This window comes from Microbacterium sp. XT11 (assembly GCF_001513675.1).
GTDB lineage: Bacteria > Actinomycetota > Actinomycetes > Actinomycetales > Microbacteriaceae > Microbacterium.
This window is the reverse complement of sequence record NZ_CP013859.1, coordinates 1523484-1538842: the sequence shown is the minus strand read 5'-3', so window position 1 is coordinate 1538842 and position 15359 is coordinate 1523484. Positions and strand designations below refer to the sequence as shown.

At 69.6% G+C, this 15359-nt stretch carries 15 protein-coding genes and 2 pseudogenes; 6 read left to right on the top strand and 11 right to left on the bottom strand.

All coding sequences use genetic code 11. The features are described 5' to 3' along the window. Nucleotides 1-17: 17 nt before the first annotated feature. Genes thrC through AB663_RS17755 form a run of 3 tightly spaced genes read right to left on the bottom strand, consistent with a single transcriptional unit; the run spans nucleotide 18 to nucleotide 2474 of the window. A complete protein-coding gene (gene thrC / locus AB663_RS07140) occupies nucleotides 18-1394 on the bottom strand; it encodes a threonine synthase (protein WP_232304683.1) in 1377 nt (458 codons plus the stop codon). Then, complete coding sequence (locus AB663_RS17545) at nucleotides 1300-2283, bottom strand: peptidase dimerization domain-containing protein (RefSeq protein ID WP_232304660.1); 984 nt, start codon at nucleotides 2281-2283, stop codon at nucleotides 1300-1302. The genes thrC and AB663_RS17545 overlap by 95 nt, the downstream gene beginning before the upstream one ends. A gap of 2 nt (nucleotides 2284-2285) precedes the next feature. Then, a complete protein-coding gene (locus AB663_RS17755; RefSeq protein ID WP_442922671.1) occupies nucleotides 2286-2474 on the bottom strand; it encodes a M20/M25/M40 family metallo-hydrolase in 189 nt (62 codons plus the stop codon). 404 nt (nucleotides 2475-2878) lie between these two features. On the opposite strand from AB663_RS17755, the pseudogene AB663_RS07130 reads away from it, so the two are divergent. Further along, nucleotides 2879-3601 (top strand): annotated as a pseudogene (locus tag AB663_RS07130) (manganese catalase family protein); the annotation flags it as partial. 57 nt (nucleotides 3602-3658) lie between these two features. Here the strand turns inward: AB663_RS07130 and AB663_RS07125 are convergent. Both AB663_RS07125 and AB663_RS07120 read right to left on the bottom strand, forming a co-directional pair. Next, the gene (locus tag AB663_RS07125) at nucleotides 3659-4153 is read right to left on the bottom strand and encodes a methylated-DNA--[protein]-cysteine S-methyltransferase (protein ID WP_067197300.1); all 495 of its coding nucleotides are present in this window, start codon (nucleotides 4151-4153) and stop codon (nucleotides 3659-3661) included. A 9-nt stretch (nucleotides 4154-4162) separates the two neighbouring features. Beyond that, nucleotides 4163-4645, bottom strand: a complete 483-nt coding sequence (locus AB663_RS07120; RefSeq protein ID WP_067197297.1) for a GNAT family N-acetyltransferase — start codon at nucleotides 4643-4645, stop codon at nucleotides 4163-4165. A gap of 329 nt (nucleotides 4646-4974) precedes the next feature. Between AB663_RS07120 and AB663_RS17750 the strand changes: the two are divergent. Together AB663_RS17750 and AB663_RS17535 are read left to right on the top strand one after the other, a co-directional pair. Further along, nucleotides 4975-5451 (top strand): annotated as a pseudogene (locus AB663_RS17750) (sigma-70 family RNA polymerase sigma factor); the annotation flags it as partial. 376 nt (nucleotides 5452-5827) lie between these two features. After that, on the top strand, nucleotides 5828-6109 hold the full coding sequence (locus tag AB663_RS17535) for a hypothetical protein (protein WP_232304659.1): 282 nt from the start codon (nucleotides 5828-5830) through the stop codon (nucleotides 6107-6109). Nucleotides 6110-6122: 13 nt separating this feature from the next. Here the strand turns inward: AB663_RS17535 and AB663_RS07105 are convergent, their stop codons facing one another. Continuing rightward, nucleotides 6123-6536, bottom strand: coding sequence for an arsenate reductase ArsC (locus tag AB663_RS07105; protein WP_067197288.1), 414 nt, complete (start codon nucleotides 6534-6536; stop codon nucleotides 6123-6125). 58 nt (nucleotides 6537-6594) lie between these two features. On the opposite strand from AB663_RS07105, the gene AB663_RS07100 reads away from it, so the two are divergent. Further along, nucleotides 6595-7734, top strand: a complete 1140-nt coding sequence (locus AB663_RS07100) for a hypothetical protein (protein ID WP_067197285.1) — start codon at nucleotides 6595-6597, stop codon at nucleotides 7732-7734. A gap of 24 nt (nucleotides 7735-7758) precedes the next feature. Next, the gene (locus tag AB663_RS07095) at nucleotides 7759-8538 is read left to right on the top strand and encodes a hypothetical protein (RefSeq protein ID WP_067197282.1); all 780 of its coding nucleotides are present in this window, start codon (nucleotides 7759-7761) and stop codon (nucleotides 8536-8538) included. Nucleotides 8539-8692: 154 nt separating this feature from the next. On the opposite strand, the gene AB663_RS07090 is transcribed toward AB663_RS07095, so the two are convergent. From AB663_RS07090 to AB663_RS07075, 4 genes are all read right to left on the bottom strand, one after another. Beyond that, nucleotides 8693-9577, bottom strand: coding sequence for a carbohydrate ABC transporter permease (locus AB663_RS07090; RefSeq protein ID WP_198147951.1), 885 nt, complete (start codon nucleotides 9575-9577; stop codon nucleotides 8693-8695). After that, the gene (locus AB663_RS07085; protein WP_198147950.1) at nucleotides 9574-10488 is read right to left on the bottom strand and encodes a carbohydrate ABC transporter permease; all 915 of its coding nucleotides are present in this window, start codon (nucleotides 10486-10488) and stop codon (nucleotides 9574-9576) included. The genes AB663_RS07090 and AB663_RS07085 overlap by 4 nt, the downstream gene beginning before the upstream one ends. 69 nt (nucleotides 10489-10557) lie before the next feature. Then, complete coding sequence (locus AB663_RS07080; RefSeq protein ID WP_067197275.1) at nucleotides 10558-11925, bottom strand: ABC transporter substrate-binding protein; 1368 nt, start codon at nucleotides 11923-11925, stop codon at nucleotides 10558-10560. 180 nt (nucleotides 11926-12105) lie between these two features. After that, nucleotides 12106-13107, bottom strand: coding sequence for a zinc-dependent alcohol dehydrogenase (locus AB663_RS07075; protein WP_067197272.1), 1002 nt, complete (start codon nucleotides 13105-13107; stop codon nucleotides 12106-12108). A 166-nt stretch (nucleotides 13108-13273) separates the two neighbouring features. On the opposite strand from AB663_RS07075, the gene AB663_RS07070 reads away from it, so the two are divergent. After that, nucleotides 13274-14026: a GntR family transcriptional regulator gene (locus AB663_RS07070; RefSeq protein ID WP_067197269.1), complete on the top strand. Its 753-nt coding sequence runs from the start codon at nucleotides 13274-13276 to the stop codon at nucleotides 14024-14026. Here AB663_RS07070 and AB663_RS07065 read toward each other — a convergent pair. Beyond that, complete coding sequence (locus AB663_RS07065; RefSeq protein WP_067197266.1) at nucleotides 14013-15353, bottom strand: FGGY-family carbohydrate kinase; 1341 nt, start codon at nucleotides 15351-15353, stop codon at nucleotides 14013-14015. The two genes, AB663_RS07070 and AB663_RS07065, sit on opposite strands and share 14 nt — an antisense overlap. Nucleotides 15354-15359: the final 6 nt, after the last annotated feature.

The following is a 15359-nucleotide window of genomic DNA, read 5'->3' as shown; positions in this document are numbered from 1 at the left end:
TCCCGAGTGCGTCGAGCTCAGCGCAGGGCGTGCTCCTCGATGAAGGCCCTCAATGCCGCCGCGTCGTCGGGCAGCTCGGTAACGTGCTGCGGCGCCCCGAGCATCGCCTGAAGCTCCGGGGAGTACTCGAGTTCGACGCCGATCGCCTCGCGGATCGTGTCGGCGAACTTCTCGGGCTTCGCTGTCTCGAGCACGAGCATGGGCACCCCCGACTCGACATGCTCGCGCGCGACCTTCACGCCGTCGGCGGTGTGCGGGTCGATGATGTCGCCCGTCGCGTCGTGCACGGCGCGGATCGTCGCCAGGCGGTCGTCGTGCGTCGAGGTGCCGCTGACGAAGCCGAACTCCTCCTCGAAGCGCGCGAGCTCCGCCGAGAGGTCGACGTACCCCTGGGCGTCGAGGTCACGCCATGCTCCGACGACGCGCTCGGGGTCGCGATCGAGGAGCTCGAACACGAACCGCTCGAGGTTCGACGCCTTCGAGATGTCCATCGACGGGCTGGACGTCGCGAGCGTCTGCGCGGCGCTGCGCGGGCGGTAGACACCGGTGCGGAAGAACTCGTCGAGCACGTTGTTCTCGTTCGCCGCGAGCACGAGGCGACGGATCGGCAGGCCCATCTGCTTGGCGTAGAAGCCGGAGAGGATGTTGCCGAAGTTCCCAGAGGGGACCGTGAACGACAGCTCCGTCCAGCCGCCGGCATCCGTCGCCCGCAGCCAGGCCCAGAAGTAGTAGACGACCTGGGCGGTGATACGCGCGAGATTGATCGAGTTGACCGCCCCGAGGTGCTGGGCGCGCTTGAAGTCGAGGTCTCCGGCGAGCTCCTTGACGAGGTTCTGGCAGTCGTCGAACACGCCGTCCACGGCGATGTTGTGCACGTTGGCGTCGTCGAGCGAGAACATCTGCGCCCGCTGGAAGGTGCTCATCCGCCCCTGCGGAGACAGCATGAAGACCGCGATGCGCTCCTTGCCGCGCAGCGCGTGCTCCGCCGCGGAGCCGGTGTCGCCCGAGGTCGCGCCGAGCACGTTGAGCACCGAGCCCGTGCGCTCCAGCGCATACTCCACGACCTGTCCGAGGAACTGCATGGCCATGTCTTTGAACGCCAGCGTCGGTCCCTCAGAAAGGCCGACGAGCGTGAGGCCGCCGTCGATCGCGCGCAGCGGCACGACCTCCTCCGGGAACGGCTCATAGGCGGCGGCCGTCATGCGCGCGAGGTCTTCGCGCGGGATGTCGGTGGCGAACAGGCCGAGAACCTCTGTGGCCAGCTGCGGGTAGGTGAGCGCCCGCCAACGCTCGAGCGTCTCACCGTCGACGCTCGGGAACTCCACGGGCACCGCAAGGCCGCCGTCGGTGGCGAGTCCCTCGAGCAGAGTCTCGCAGTACGGCAGCGGCTGCATTCCGCCTCGGGTCGAGATGTACTGCACGGAAGCTCCTCAGGTCGGAATCGGCGCGGGCTTCCCATTCTCGCAGGTGACGCGAGGCGGATGACGCGGCGCCGCTACCAGCGGGCTCCGATCTGCGCCCACAGCTCCGCGATCGTCGCCGCGCCGTGCACCAGCATCCGGATGTCGACGCTCTCGTCACTGGCGTGCCGGTGGTCGTCGGGAAGACCCGTGCCCACGAAGCACACGGGAGCCTCGAGGCGCCGAGAGAGGGGACGTCCTGCGGCATCGTCGCCGCGACGAATGCGCGCAGCTGCTCGGCGACCACCGGGATGCGCTGGTGCGGCACTGTCCTGACGCACAGCGTCGCGGTCGCCTCGCGCGGGATGACCGAGCGATCGATGCCCTCCGGGTCTCCCGCAAGCAGCAACAGCACTTCGATCGATGGCCGCGCCCACAGTCGCTCTTTCACCGTGTACCCTTGCTCGCCGCTGATGGCCCGCGTCTCGGTGCGCTCGATCCAGGTGTCGTCATCGAAGGGGAGCGCGGCGAACTCGCGACGGCGCTCCGGCGTGACGGCGGCGACATCGTCGTAGAAGCCCGGCACGTCGACGCGACCCGCCGAGTCGTGCAAGCGGCTCAGCACCTGTGCGAGGGAAAGGGCGGGGTTGACGGTGACGCCCGCCGCGACACCGCTGTGCACGTCGCGCTCCGGGCCCATGACCGTGAGCGACGCCGTGACGACTCCGCGCATCGACGTCACGGGCGCTGGCGCGTCGTCGCGCCACTGCACCGTGTCGGAGAAGACGATCACGTCACAGGCGAACCGCTCGGAGTGCTCCTCCAGCAGCGCAGCAAGGTGCGGCGACCCGATCTCCTCCTCGCCCTCGATCAGCAGCTTCACGTTCACCGGATGCCGCTGGTGCGAGGGGGCGGCCGAATGCGCGCAGTGCCCAGAGGTGGGCGAGCCACCTGTCCCTTGGCATCCGACGCACCGCGTCCATAGAGCCGGCCGCCGCGCACCACAGGGGTGAACGGGGCGGTCTCGCTCCATTCCTCGGGCTTCGCATGACGGACGTCGTGATGGCTGTACACGAGCACCGTCGGCGCCGCGGGGTCGACGTGGAGCTCTCCGACGACCGCGGCCGACTCTCCCGTGGGAACGACTCCGCACGCAGACCGGCGTCCCGCATCTCCCCGGCGAGCCAGCGCGCTGACCGGATCATCTCGATCCGGCGCGCGGGGTCGGCCGCGACCGACGGTATCGAGACCCACTCGCCCAGCCGGCCGACGATGTCGGGGGCGTGCTCGTCGAGATAGGCGTATATGCCGGGGTGCTCAGAACCTGCGCGTGCGTCGTCCATCGCTCAACCCTGCGCCGATGCCGGAGCGAAGACAGGGGCTTGACAGCGGCAGACCCAGGATTGTCCCAGCCGGATCCCCGAATGAGAACCCCCTGGTGGCATCGATCCCGCGGGCGTTGGGTTGCGCGTTCAACGAAGTACCGCGACCTCGTCTTCGGCATCGGCGCGGAGGAGATGGGGCACGTCGAGATGCTCGCCGTCATGATCGCGCAGCTCCTCGAGAGGGCTCCGTTGGGGATCACGGAGGACGCCGTGCAGGACGATCCGACGGTGGCCGCCATCGTCGGCGGCACCGACGTCCAACACGGAATCGTGGCCGGCGCCGGCGCGCGAGCCGTCGACAGCAACGGCAACCCGTGGTCGGGGTCGTATATCACTTCCAGCGGCAATCTGCTCGCCGACTTCACGGCAAATGCGAACGCCGAGATGCAAGGCCGCTTCCAGGTCGCGCGGCTGTATCACATGACCGACGATCACGGTGTGCGCGACCTTCTCGGATTCCTGCTCGCGCGCGACACGATGCACCAGAACCAGTGGTTGGCCGCAGCCGAGGAGCTCACCGCCGAAGGCGTCGAAGCGCTGCCGGTGCCGAGCAACTTCCCGCAGTCGAAGGAGCACCAGGAGGTCTCGTATCAGTACCTGAACTTCAGCGACGGCCCGTCCGCCGCTGAGGGCACGTGGGCCTCGGGGTGCACACCGGACGGGAAGGGCGAGTTCAGCTATCACGACGGTCCCACCACCACGTCGGTGATGCCTCCTCCGACGCACCCCGATGCTCGCTTCTACGGAACCACCGATCTGCCCAACGTCGTGGAGAAGGCGGCCGGTGCCGCGCAGGATGCCCTCGGGGCGGAGTGAGTCATACCCCGGGTCGCGACACCTTCCGTCGACGAGAACAGCGCCGTCGGCAGCCGGCTAGAAGAGGGCCGTCGGCAGCGCCCCTTCGTGCTCGAGCAGCCAGCGCTTGGTCTGCAGACCCTGACCGGGGATGCCCCCGGAGTAGCCACCGAGACCGTCTCCGGCGACGACGCGATGGCAGGGCACGATGAGCGGCACCGGGTTGGCCCCCATGATCGCCCCGATGCCGCGCGCGGGAATCGTGGTGCCGCTGCGGGCGGCGAGCTCGCCGTAGGTGACGGTCTCGCCCGCGCCCACCGTCTCGTGGAGCGCCGTGAGCACCGCCCGTGTCGCCTCGGTCTGCACGCCGAGGCCGATGGGAAGGTCGAAGCCGCCGCGCGTGCCGTCGAAGTAGCTGCGCAGCTGCGCCAGCGCCTCGTCGAGCAGCGCGTCGGACCCGTGCACGGCATCCGCAGGCGGCACGGAGCGCCAGGTCACCCGCGTGATCGCGCTGCCGTCGCTCACCACGCCGATCACGCCGACGGGCGTCTCGAGTGTTCCGAACCACGGCATGAGCCGAGGCTACTCCCGGGCGCCGACATCGAGGTCACGCGCGAAGCACAGCGACACCTCGCTGCCGACATAGTGCCCGTAGAGCGGAATGGACACGTATCCCTCACGCTCGTAGAAGCGCACGGCATCGGGCTGCGCCGTACCCGTCTCGAGCACGAGACGGCGGATGCCGAGGCCGCGCGCTTCGTCCTCCAGAGCACGCAGCACCTCCACCGCGACCCCGCTCCCCCGCGCCGCGGGATCCGCGTACATGCGCTTGATCTCGGCGACATCGGGGCCGAGCACGGCCTCCGGGAGAGGGCGGAGCCCGCCACAGGCGACCGCGGCGCCCGTGGCGTCCGTCGCGATCACGAAGACCGGCACGTCGTCGGCGGAAGGCGCGATGCCGGGCTCGTGATCGTCACTGCCGTAGCGAGCGTCGAGCTCTGCCCGTTGCGCCGCGCGCAGGCGCACGGCATCCGGATGCTCCCAGTCCACTCTCTGTACCGCCATGACATCCTTCCGTGCGCGCGGTCTCCACGATAGGCGCGGCAGGTTTCGAGGACGTTTCCGAGAGCATGCGGCGACGACCGGCAACGAGGGATTCGCAGAAAGCGCGTCATCATCCGGTGCCCGCCGCGTCATGTCTATGTGACGGAGATCGACCCCTGGGGCCTGTGATCCTTCGATTCCTCCGTCTCGACCGCCCGTCTCCCCCTCAGCGGCGCGGTTCGCGGGTGGGGCCCTCTCCCTATGGCCCCCCCCGCTTCTCCTCCCTCCCCCGTTCACCTCGGTGAGGTACCCTCGCTTCACCGGCACCCGAAGCCGGCCCCGACGACGAGGTGTCATGGACGAGCCCTGCGACAGCACTGCGGCGGAGACCGACGACGATCTCCTGCAGCGCACGCGCGACGGCGACCGTCGCGCGTTCTCGAAAACTGTGGCGACGGCACGCGCCGGTCGCCGTGGCCTATGCGCGCAGTCTGGGCTCCGCCCCGCCCGACCCCGAGGACGTCGTCTCCGATTCGTTCGTGAAGATCCTGCATCTGCTTCGCGCGGGAAAGGGTCCGCAGCGCAGTTTCCGCCCCTACCTGCTCACGACCGTGCGCAACACCTGGATGACGGGCGCCCGCCGGATGCCGCAGACCGCGCCGATCGAGGGCGTGGAGCCGCCCGCGTCGACCGTCGGCGTCGACGCGATGGCGGACTCCGCCACGATCTCCGAGGCCTTCAGTTCGCTGCCCGAGCGCTGGCAGCACGCCCTCTGGCTCAGCGAGGTCGAGCAGCTTCCGCCTCGGCGCATCGCCGACGTGCTCGGCATGCGTCCGAACTCCGCCGCCGCTCTCACCTATCGCGCCCGCGACGCGCTCCGCAAGGCGTGGATACGGGCGCACCTCCGCTCGGCGCCCGGCGACACCGATCATGCCAGGGTGATCGGGCTGCTCGGCGGGTATGCGCACGGCGACCTCCCTGCGCGCTCGGCGCGGTTCGTCGCAGCGCACCGAAGAGGATGCCGCGAGCGTGCGACCGGGCCCGAACGCCGTGCCGGACCTCGACCGGCTGACGGTGCCGGCCGCGCCTGCGGCGGAGACTGCCTCGCACCGGGGGCATCCCGACAGGCCGGGGCGACCGCAGGACGAGCGTGCGCGGACGACGCCCCATCAGAGTCGCGGAGATCGCGGAAACACGTCGGTCGTGCCGGCGGGGTTGGCCGGCCCGAACCGTGGCGGCGATTCCGGACGCCCGGACGACGGCGAGCGCGGCGCCGGCGACAGGGGCGCGACGGCACGGGCCGAGCACGGCCAGGCATCGACGGCACGCACGGGATCGTCGACCGCGAGCCCGACGACGCCGGCCGCCGTCAAGGCGACGACCTCCGGCGACACGACGGGTCCCGCCGGCGAGAAGAAGACGACGGCGGCAGCGACGGCAGCCGCGGGTCAGCCGCCGCACGACGGCAAGGGCGGCGCGAAGTAGCGCCGCTGGACGCTCAGGCGCTCAGCTCGGCCACGAGCGCCGTGACCTTCACCCTGATCTCGTCTCGGATCGCCCGCACGGCCTCGATACCCTGGCCGGCCGGGTCGTCGAGCACCCAGTCCTCGTAGCGTGTGCCGGGGAAGAACGGGCACGCGTCGCCGCAGCCCATCGTGATCACGACGTCGGACGCCTGCACGGCATCCGATGTCAGCACCTTGGGCGACTCCGCCGTGATGTCGATCCCCACCTCGCGCATCGCCTCGACCGCCACCGGATTGATGCGGTCGGCGGGCATCGACCCGGCCGATCGCACCTCGACGCGGTCGCCCGCGATGTCTCGCAGGAAGCCCGCCGCCATCTGCGAGCGCCCCGCGTTGTGCACGCACACGAACAGGACCGATGCCGTCGGGCTCGTCGAGGAGGTCATGCCCTCAGGGTACCGCCACCGGGTGAACGGGAGGTGCGGTCGCTGACAGACTGGCGGTATGACCGACATACGCGTGAGGGTGGCGGGCGCGGAGCAGCGGATCGCCCAGGCGGAGCGGGATATCGCCGAGGCGGCGTCGGCCCTCGCGAACGCCGGGTTTCCGCAGGTGACGCTGAGCGCGGCCGAATGGGCGAAGGTCGTCACCGGAGCGCTGACCGGGACTCACGACTACCCGCAGGCGCAGGCCGTGCAGAGCCGCAGGCTGCTCGGCTGGGTGTGCGACAGGCTGCCGGAGGCGAGCCGTGAGTCGCTCGTCGTGGCTCTCGGCGCCGTCGCGAAGACCGCACAGCTGCGGTGGGTGCTCGCACCGCCCGACGACGGACGCGACGAAGACCCCCTGCGGCTCGTGCGCGGAGCGCTTCAAGCCTGCACGCGGATGCGGAGCGCGCGGGAGCCCGCCGCGACGCATCAGGTGGAGCTACCCCCGCTCGCGATGTGGGCGCTCGGGCTGATCGACGCGCGCACCTCCGAGCTCGACCTGCTCGGGGCGACGTCGTTCGGCCGCGACCAGATGAAGCGCCTGGCGCGGCACTCGGGCTGGCCGGCCATGCTGGACGCGCCACGGATCGCCGATCTGCGCCGGCTCTCCAGGCCCTCGCCGCGGCTGCGGGGAGTCGTCGAGACGCTCCTGAATTCGACGGGAGACGACCCGATGGCCGTGATCCGCATCGCGGCGTTGCGGATGCCGCCCACGTCTCGATCGCTCGACCCCGCGGTGCGCCTGCTCGCCGAGTTCGCCGTCGACGACCCCGATGAGGCATGGCGTGACCTCGACGATCTGGGCCCCGACGGGGCGGAGGCCATGCGGCGCCTCGCCGAGATCAGCGCCGACCGCGGGGATGTCCTGGTCGCGCGTGACAGGTTCGTCGTGATCGAGCCGCAGGGATTCATGGACGCCCTGCTCACCTACGTCGTGGCCGAGACAGACGACAAACGCAACAGCGACTGGCATGAGACCGAAGTGCATCGAGCCGTGAAGAGGGCCTGGCCGGGTGCCCGGCAGGTGCTCGCCACCGTGTCGTGGCGCGACGCACCCTCCGCGGGCGAGGAACCGCCGGTCGCCGGCGAGATCGACAGCCTCGTGCGAGACGGCGGGCTCTTCGTCGACGTGCAGGCGAAGAGCGCCCGCTCCGCCTAATGGACGTCGCGCGAGCGCCTTGCCGTGACCGATGCGCTGGCGCAGCATGAGCGGCTTCGCGAGAGGGCGGACGCCGTGATCGAGCTGCTCCGCGACGGGCGCGAGACCCGGGCCACACGCCGGTTGCGCGTCGACCTGCGCGAGCACACGCTCGTTCCGATCACCGTCGGCACCGATGTCGTCCAGAGGTTCCAGGTGGGCGGCTCCGGGGCATCCGGCGGCTCGGCGCGCGTGCTGACGACGCTCGACCATCTGCGCATCGTCAACGACTTCGTGCCGGCGCCGCTGCGAGCCGTGTACTGGCTCGATCGGTACGCCCAGGAGCACGCGCCGCTCCGGTTCATCGACGAGATCGACTTTCTCGCCGCCTGGTGGCGTGCGGTGATGGCCGAGCCCGATGCCGCGACGCTGCGGTTCCTGCGCCGCGACGCCGGCGACGGTGAGCCGACGCGCGACGGCCTGGTGCTGGCCAGCGACTCCGACATCGAGCGCGTCATCGCGGTGTCGAACGCGGCCGCGCTCGCGGGCAGCACGATCCCCGCGATCAGCAGGCTGCTGGTCGAGGCCCGCGCGCCCATCGCTCGCGCCACCGCGCGAGTCGCACCGATCGTCGACCTGCTCACGGAGCCAGGCATCCGCAGCTCGGAGCCGTACTGGCCGTTCGCGCGGATGCTGGCGGGCAACCACCCCGACCACGTCGCCGACGCTCTGACGGCCGCCGCGCCGCGCGTGCTGCGCGGCGACACGGCGCCGATCGGCGTCAGTCCGCGTCCGGTTCCGCCCGACGAGGTCGCGCTGTTCTGACGGCAGGGAGTGCGGATCGTCGTGGTGCGCGACGGAGGCGCTCGCCGACTCGTCGATGTGGGCGCCGAGCCGGCGCCGCCCATCGGGCCACCGCGGTTCGATCCGGAGGCTGCGGCGGCGCTCGCACAGTGAACGGCGCCCTACCGCTGCGGACTCACTTCACCGCCCCGAAGAGCAGGCCGCGCACCAGGGACTTCTGAGCGAACCAGCCCGCGATCACGACCGGGATGCTGACGATCGTCGCGACGGCTGCCACCTGCGCCGTGTACAGCTCGCCGAAGCTCAGGAACTTCTGCAGGTACAGCGGCAGCGTGCTCGTCGAGCTCGTGAGGTTGGCGGCATAGAAGTACTCGTTCCACGAGAAGACGGCACACAGCAATGCCGTCGAGGCGATGCCGGGGCGCATGAGCGGCAGCACCACCGACCAGCCGATCCGCCATGTCTTGGCTCCGTCGACCTGCGCCGCCTCGATGACCTCGAGCGGGATCTCCTGCATGAACGAACGCAGCATCCAGATGCCGAGCGGCAGGTTCATGCCGAGGTGCATGATCACCAGCACGTGCACGGTGTTCAGCCAGCCGAGGTTCGTCGCGACGATATAGACGGGGATGATCCCTGCTGCGATCGGCATCATCTTGGTGGAGATGAAGAAGAACAGCGAGTCCTGCGGGTTCGCGATCGCTCGCACCGAGAGAGCCCAGGCCGCCGGAAGGGCCAGCGCGATGACGAGCAATGTCGACACCGCCGTGACCAGGAAGGAGTTGATCGCGTACGGCCAGATGCCCTGGTCGAACGCGGCCGCGTAGTGCTCGAGCGTCGGCTCGAAGAGGAACTGCGGGGTGGCGGATGCGGCCACCTTCTCGGTCTGGAGGCTCTTGAGCACCATGTAGGCCACGGGGAAGAACAGCGTGAGGCTGCCTGCCCACCCCAGGGTCCCCCACAGCACGCGGAGACCGCGGCCTCTGGTTCGCCGCGTCGCCGGGGCGGCCGTGGGGCGGGTGACCACCGCACGGGTGTCGAGAGTGCTCGTCGTCATCATCGTCCCTCCGTCTTGAAGATCCCCGACAGCAGCCGCAGCATGGGCAGGATCAGGGCGATCGTCAGGATCAGCGCGACCACGCCGAGCGCGGACGCCATCCCGAAGTCGAAGGCGTTGAAGGCCTTCAGATAGATGTAGAAGGTGATGTTCGTGGTGCCATAGGCCGGGCCTCCCGCGGTGAGCATGGCGATCTCGCCGAACGTCTGGATGAGGTTCATGGCGAGCAGCAGCGCCGCGAGCTCGATGAACGGCCGCAGGTGTGGGAGTGTGACGTTGACGAAGCGCCGGAGGGGTCCCGCCCCGTCCATCTGCGCCGCCTCGAGCTGGTCCTGCGGGGCCGATTGGAGACCCGCGAGCAGGATCAGCATCGCGAAGGGCACGAAGCGCCAGGTGAGCAACATCACCAGTGCGGCCATGGGGTGCTCGGAGAGCCAGTTGACACCGGGAAGGCCGAGCGATCGCGAGAGGAAGCCGAGCAGCCCGAAGCTCGGGTCGAACATCGCCGACTTCCAGAAGAGCGTGACCGCGACCGGCATCACGAAGAAGGGCGTGATCGCGAGGGTCCGAGCGATGCCACGCCCCGGGAACTGCTGGTTCAGAAGGAAGGCGAGGACGAGACCGAGCACGATGCAGGCGATCGTCGTGCCGCCGGTCATGACCACCGTGTTCCCCGTCGACTTCCAGAACACCTCGTCTTGAATGACGCCGAGGTAGTTCTGGAGCCCCGCGAAGCCGGGTGCCGAGCCGTCGAGCAGCAGCCATCGCTGCACGCTGAGGAACAGGGTCACCGCGAACGGGATCTGCGTGAGCACGAGGGTGAACACGAGGGCCGGCAGCAGCGGCCCGCGCCTCGCCCACTTCTCCTGCCGGGACATCGGTGGTCGCGCCGCTGTGACAGCGGTGGTTGTCATTGTCGCCATGTCTTGCGTTCTCCGAACCGGGGTGGGGCGCCCGCTGCCGCGGGCACCCCACCCGGATGATCACTTGAGGTAGCCGGCGTCCTTCACGGCCTTGAGAGCGAACTCCTGGCTCTTGTCGAGCGCCTCCTCGACGGTCTGCGATCCGCTGATCGCCCCGGCGACCTGTTGCGAGACGAAGTCCCCGATCTCGACGAACTCCGGGATCTGCACGTACTGCACGCCCGTGTAGGGCACGGGATCGACGGTCGGGTTCTTGGGGTCGGCCGCCTCGATCGACTTCATCGTGAGATCGGCATAGCTGCTCGCCGCCTCGAGGTACTCGGGGATCTCATATGTCGATGCGCGTGAGCCCGGCGGGATCGAGTCCCAGCCCGCCTCCTCACCGGCGAGCGCGATGTAATCCTCGCTGGTGACCCAGGAGATGAACTTCCACGCTGCGTCCTTGTTCTTGCTGCTCTTCGTGATGCCGAGACCCCACGACCACAGCCACCCCGAGGGCACCGCTGCGGGCCCTGTCGGCGCCATCGCGAACGCGATGTTCGGCTTGACCTCGTCGACCGCCTGGTCGATGGCGGAACCCGCGAAGACCGTGTCGTCGTACCAGATGGCCGTCTTGCCCTGGCTGAACTGCTGCAGGCAACCTTCCCAGCCGTCCTTCGCGGCGTCGGGCTGGCCGTACTCGCGCAGCGTGTCGACGTAGAACTGCACCGCCTCGGTCGTCTCGGGAGAGGTGAGCTGCGGCTGCCAGTCCTCGTCGAACCAGCGACCGCCGAAGGTGTTGATCACGGTTGTCAGCGATGCGAGGTTCTGGCCCCAGCCGGGGAGCCCGCGAAGGCAGATGCCCGAGATGCCTGCGGCCTCGTCCTCCATGGCGGCCGCGGCGGCCTGCACCTCCTCCCACGTCGGGTTCTCGCCGAACGTGACGCCGGCCTTCTCGGCCAGGTCCTTGCGATAGAAGAGGAACGACGACGACCCGTAGAACGGCGCGGCGTACAGCACGTCGTCTTTCGAGACGATGTCGACGATCGGCTGCAGGAGGTCACCCTGGTTCCACGCCTCGTCCTCCGAGGCGTACTCGTCGAGCGGCACGATCCATCCGCGATCCGCCCAGATCGGCACCTCGTAGCTCCCGATCATGGCGACGTCGAACTGCCCCGCGTTGGTCGCGACGTCCTTGGTCACCGCCGGGCGCAGGTCGTTCTCGGGGAGGGTGGTGAACTTCACCGTGATCCCGGGGTTCTTCTCCTCGAAGTCGGCGATGAGCGACTCTGCGGTCTTCATCTGCGGGTTGGCCGCGAGCGCGACGTTGATCGTCACCTCTCCGCCCTCACCGCCGCCGGCATCCGACGAGCAACCGGCGAGGACTCCCACACTGAGCGCTCCGGCGACCGTCGCCGCGAGCCCCTTCTTCCACGTTCGTTGCGACACGCGCAAACCTCCTTGTTCGGGTGCCGTGGACCGTCTCGTCGGGGCGAGACGTCGCCGTCCGCTGTGGCACACCATCACGATAGCGTAGTCAGTACGTGTTGTACATGCGGTCTAGACAAGATTTCATAACAGCACGCCTCGCCCGCAGCCGATGCTCGGCGAGGAGCGATACCGCCGCCCTCAGGACGAGACCTGCACCTTGATCTGATCGGCGCTCGCGGCCACGGCAAGCGCGGACTCGTACTCCTCGAGGGGAAAGGTGGCGGTGACGAGCCGCGACAGATCGCCCTGGAGGTCGACCATGCGCTCCGCCGACTCCCCGTACTTCTCGGCCAGCGAGTTGGAGCCGATGATGCTGATCTCCTTCGCGAAGACCTCGTAGGGACGCAAAGGCACGGATGCCGAGGGAGACGCGACGCCCATCTGCACGAGACGGCCCCTCTTGCCCAATGCCGAGACCGCAGCGTCGATCGCCGCGGGGTGCCCTGTGGCGTCGATAGCGATGTCGAACTCGGCGACGGAGAGCTCGTCGACCGATGACACGGCCTCGAGCGCACCGAGCTCCACAGCGGCGGCGCGGCGCACAGGATTGAGCTCGACGATGCGCACGCCCGCCGCCTTCTCGGCCCGAGCGAGGACCACGGCCATGAGCCCGATGGATCCCGCACCGAACACCGCGATCTCCTGGTCGCGCCAGTCTGGCACCCTTTCGAGCGCATGCAGCACGCAGGCGAACGGCTCGATCAGTGGCGCCGCCCGATGAGAGATCGCCGAGCTCAGAGGGAACACGATGCGCTGCGGCACCGCGACGAACTCCGCCACGGACCCGTCGATGGCCACACCCACCGGCCGTATGTCGACGCACAGGTTCGTCGCACCGCGGGCGCACCATCTGCACGCCCCGCACGAGACGTTCGGGTTGACGCCGACGTAGTCGCCCTCTCGCACGGAGGAGACACCGGGGCCGACCTGACTGACGTAACCGGCGAACTCGTGGCCGGGCACGACCGGGAACCGCCCGTGCGGGTAGTCTCCCGAGATGAGGTGGAGGTCGGTTCCGCACACGCCGGTGCCGACGGGTGCGATGACCACCCAGCCCTCTGCCGCCTGGGGCACGGGGACATCCGTGATCTGGACTCCTCCGCGCCCGTCGGCGACGGCCGCACGCATGACCCTGCTCATGTCTTCTCCTGTTCCTGGCACCGCGGACGCGGCCGGGTGCGACGCGAACTCATGCTAACCGCACCATGTCTATATTGTCTATAATGTACAGACCACACCGCCTCGTCGCGCTACCCGCCTGAATCGACGGAGGGGACCGCTACCATGGCACGCAAGGAGGGCAGCAGTGACGCAGACCATCGAACGGACCTCTCCCGTTCCGTATTACGAGCAGCTGTTCGACATCCTCAAGGCCCGGATCATGGGTGGCGAGTTCCCCATCGACGAGCGGCTGCCGAGCGAGCTGGAGCTCTGCCGGGAATTCGGTCTCGCCCGCGCCACGGTGCGCCAGACGCTGTCGAAGCTCGAGTCGGAGGGCTACGCACGGCGCATCGCGCGCCGCGGCGTCTTCGCGTCGATGCCGGAGCCCGCGTCGGGCTGGATCGTGCAGGACACCGAGGGATTCCTCGAATCGCAGATCCGTCACGGTCGCACCGGCATCGAGACCACCGTGATCGCAGCCGGGTTGCAGCCCGCACCCGCGCACGTCTCGGAGGCCCTCCGTCTGCCCGCGGACGAGCCGGTGTTCGCCATCGAGCGCGTGCGCCGTCTCGACGGAGACATCGCGATGTTCAGCACCAACTGGTTCCCCCAGGACGCCGGAGCCGCCATCGCCTCGGCCGCCGACGTGCTCGACGGCACCGGCTCCGTCAACGGCACGCTGCGCCAGGCGGGTTTCGTCACCGAAGCGGCTCGACGTGTGATCCATGCGCTGGGCGCCCCCGAAGAGATCGCCGCGCGCCTGGAGGTTCCCTCCGGGCATCCGGTGCTGCGCATCCGCTCGCTCTCGTGGGACCACGACGACCGCCGATTCGACTACTACGAGACCTGGGTGCTCACCGACACGGTGCCGCTCGAGGTGAACGTCACCGCGGCCTGAGGTCAATTCGACCGCCGAGAGCGACCGCGGGATCGGGCGTCCACGCGCAGGCGGCCGCGGCGAGCAGAGCAGCACCGACCGCCGTGACCTCCGGCTCGACGACCGGCTCCGTCCGGTAGCCGTTCACCCGCTCCTTGATCTGCACCCAGCCGGGCGACCGCGCCCATCCTCCGGCCAAGCGCACGCCGCTGGGATCGACCCCGCCTCCGCTCACCGCGCTCACCGCGTCGCGACCGAGATGCGCCAGTGCGACGAGCACGTCGGCCGCACGCCGTCGCGGATCGCGGGGCGCTCCCGGCTCGTACGACGGAGTGCCGCCACCCCTCGAGCCAGGTCGGAAACTCCCACCGTCGAGCTCAGCCGGTATCTCACGCCCCTCGAGGATGTCGCGGATGCCGGACGCCACCTCGGGGTCGCGAGACGCCCACTCCACGTTGCGGCTCAGCTCCTCCACGCGCAGCAACGTGGTGCCGGACGAGCGGATGCCCGGCGCGAGGTCGACGTCACCCTCGCGCACCGACGGCGGCTCCGGACGCTGAGCGACGACGACCTCGGCCGTTCCCATCGAGTCGAGCACCGCGCCCGGTGCCATCCGATCGACGCCCCAGCCGCCGATGGGGTGGTCATGGCCGCCAGCGACGACGAAGGCATCCGCGCTGAGCACACCTCGCTCACGCAGCTGCGGAGCATGAATCGCGCCGATGACCTCACCCGCCGTGACCACAGGCGGCAGCAGGTCGAGCGACCCGAGGGTCGGGTTCACGCGGTCGGGATCCCACACGCGGTCGCGGGCCCGCCACGCGCCCGTGCGAGATGCGAGGGTGTCGCTGAGAAAAGCCCGCCGCGACCACAGCACACCGGGCAGATCGGCGATCGCCACCCAGCTCGCTGCTGCCTCCGCCCCCGGCTGCTGCCTCGCCCACGCCCATCCGACGAGAGTCCTGCTCGCGTCCTCCGCCACATCGAAAGGCTCGTGGGCGCCCGACGCCACCCGAAGCAGCCGCATGACCTCCTGCCGTCTCCCGTCGAACCACGGCAAGGCGGGCGTCACGGGGGCAAGACGATGGTCGACGAGAACGCCGTCCTCCCCCATGCCCGCGACGCACACGGCCTGCACCACGTAGTCGTCGGCGCATGCTTCGGCGATCATGCCCTCGACCGCGGCGAGCACGGCGGGGCCCTCGATGCACAGAGTGTGCGGGTCGCGCGGGGTGCCCCGGCCCAGACGCGAGGCGACCTCGCCTGCGGGTGTCAGCAGCACGACCTTGACGTTCGTGCTGCCGATGTCGACACCGCAGACGACGGGTGTCCGCCGGGTGCTCTGCACGGCGTT

Excerpts from the sequence above, each read along its gene's own strand:
- AB663_RS07085 (WP_198147950.1), bottom strand. The coding sequence starts at position 10,488 with ATGACAACCACCGCTGTCACAGCGGCGCGACCACCGATGTCCCGGCAG.
- AB663_RS07105 (WP_067197288.1), bottom strand. The coding sequence starts at position 6,536 with ATGACCTCCTCGACGAGCCCGACGGCATCGGTCCTGTTCGTGTGCGTG.
- AB663_RS07090 (WP_198147951.1), bottom strand. The coding sequence starts at position 9,577 with ATGATGACGACGAGCACTCTCGACACCCGTGCGGTGGTCACCCGCCCC.
- AB663_RS07100 (WP_067197285.1), top strand. The coding sequence starts at position 6,595 with ATGACCGACATACGCGTGAGGGTGGCGGGCGCGGAGCAGCGGATCGCC.
- AB663_RS07120 (WP_067197297.1), bottom strand. The coding sequence starts at position 4,645 with ATGGCGGTACAGAGAGTGGACTGGGAGCATCCGGATGCCGTGCGCCTG.
- AB663_RS07125 (WP_067197300.1), bottom strand. The coding sequence starts at position 4,153 with ATGCCGTGGTTCGGAACACTCGAGACGCCCGTCGGCGTGATCGGCGTG.
- AB663_RS07075 (WP_067197272.1), bottom strand. The coding sequence starts at position 13,107 with ATGAGCAGGGTCATGCGTGCGGCCGTCGCCGACGGGCGCGGAGGAGTC.
- thrC (WP_232304683.1), bottom strand. The coding sequence starts at position 1,394 with ATGCAGCCGCTGCCGTACTGCGAGACTCTGCTCGAGGGACTCGCCACC.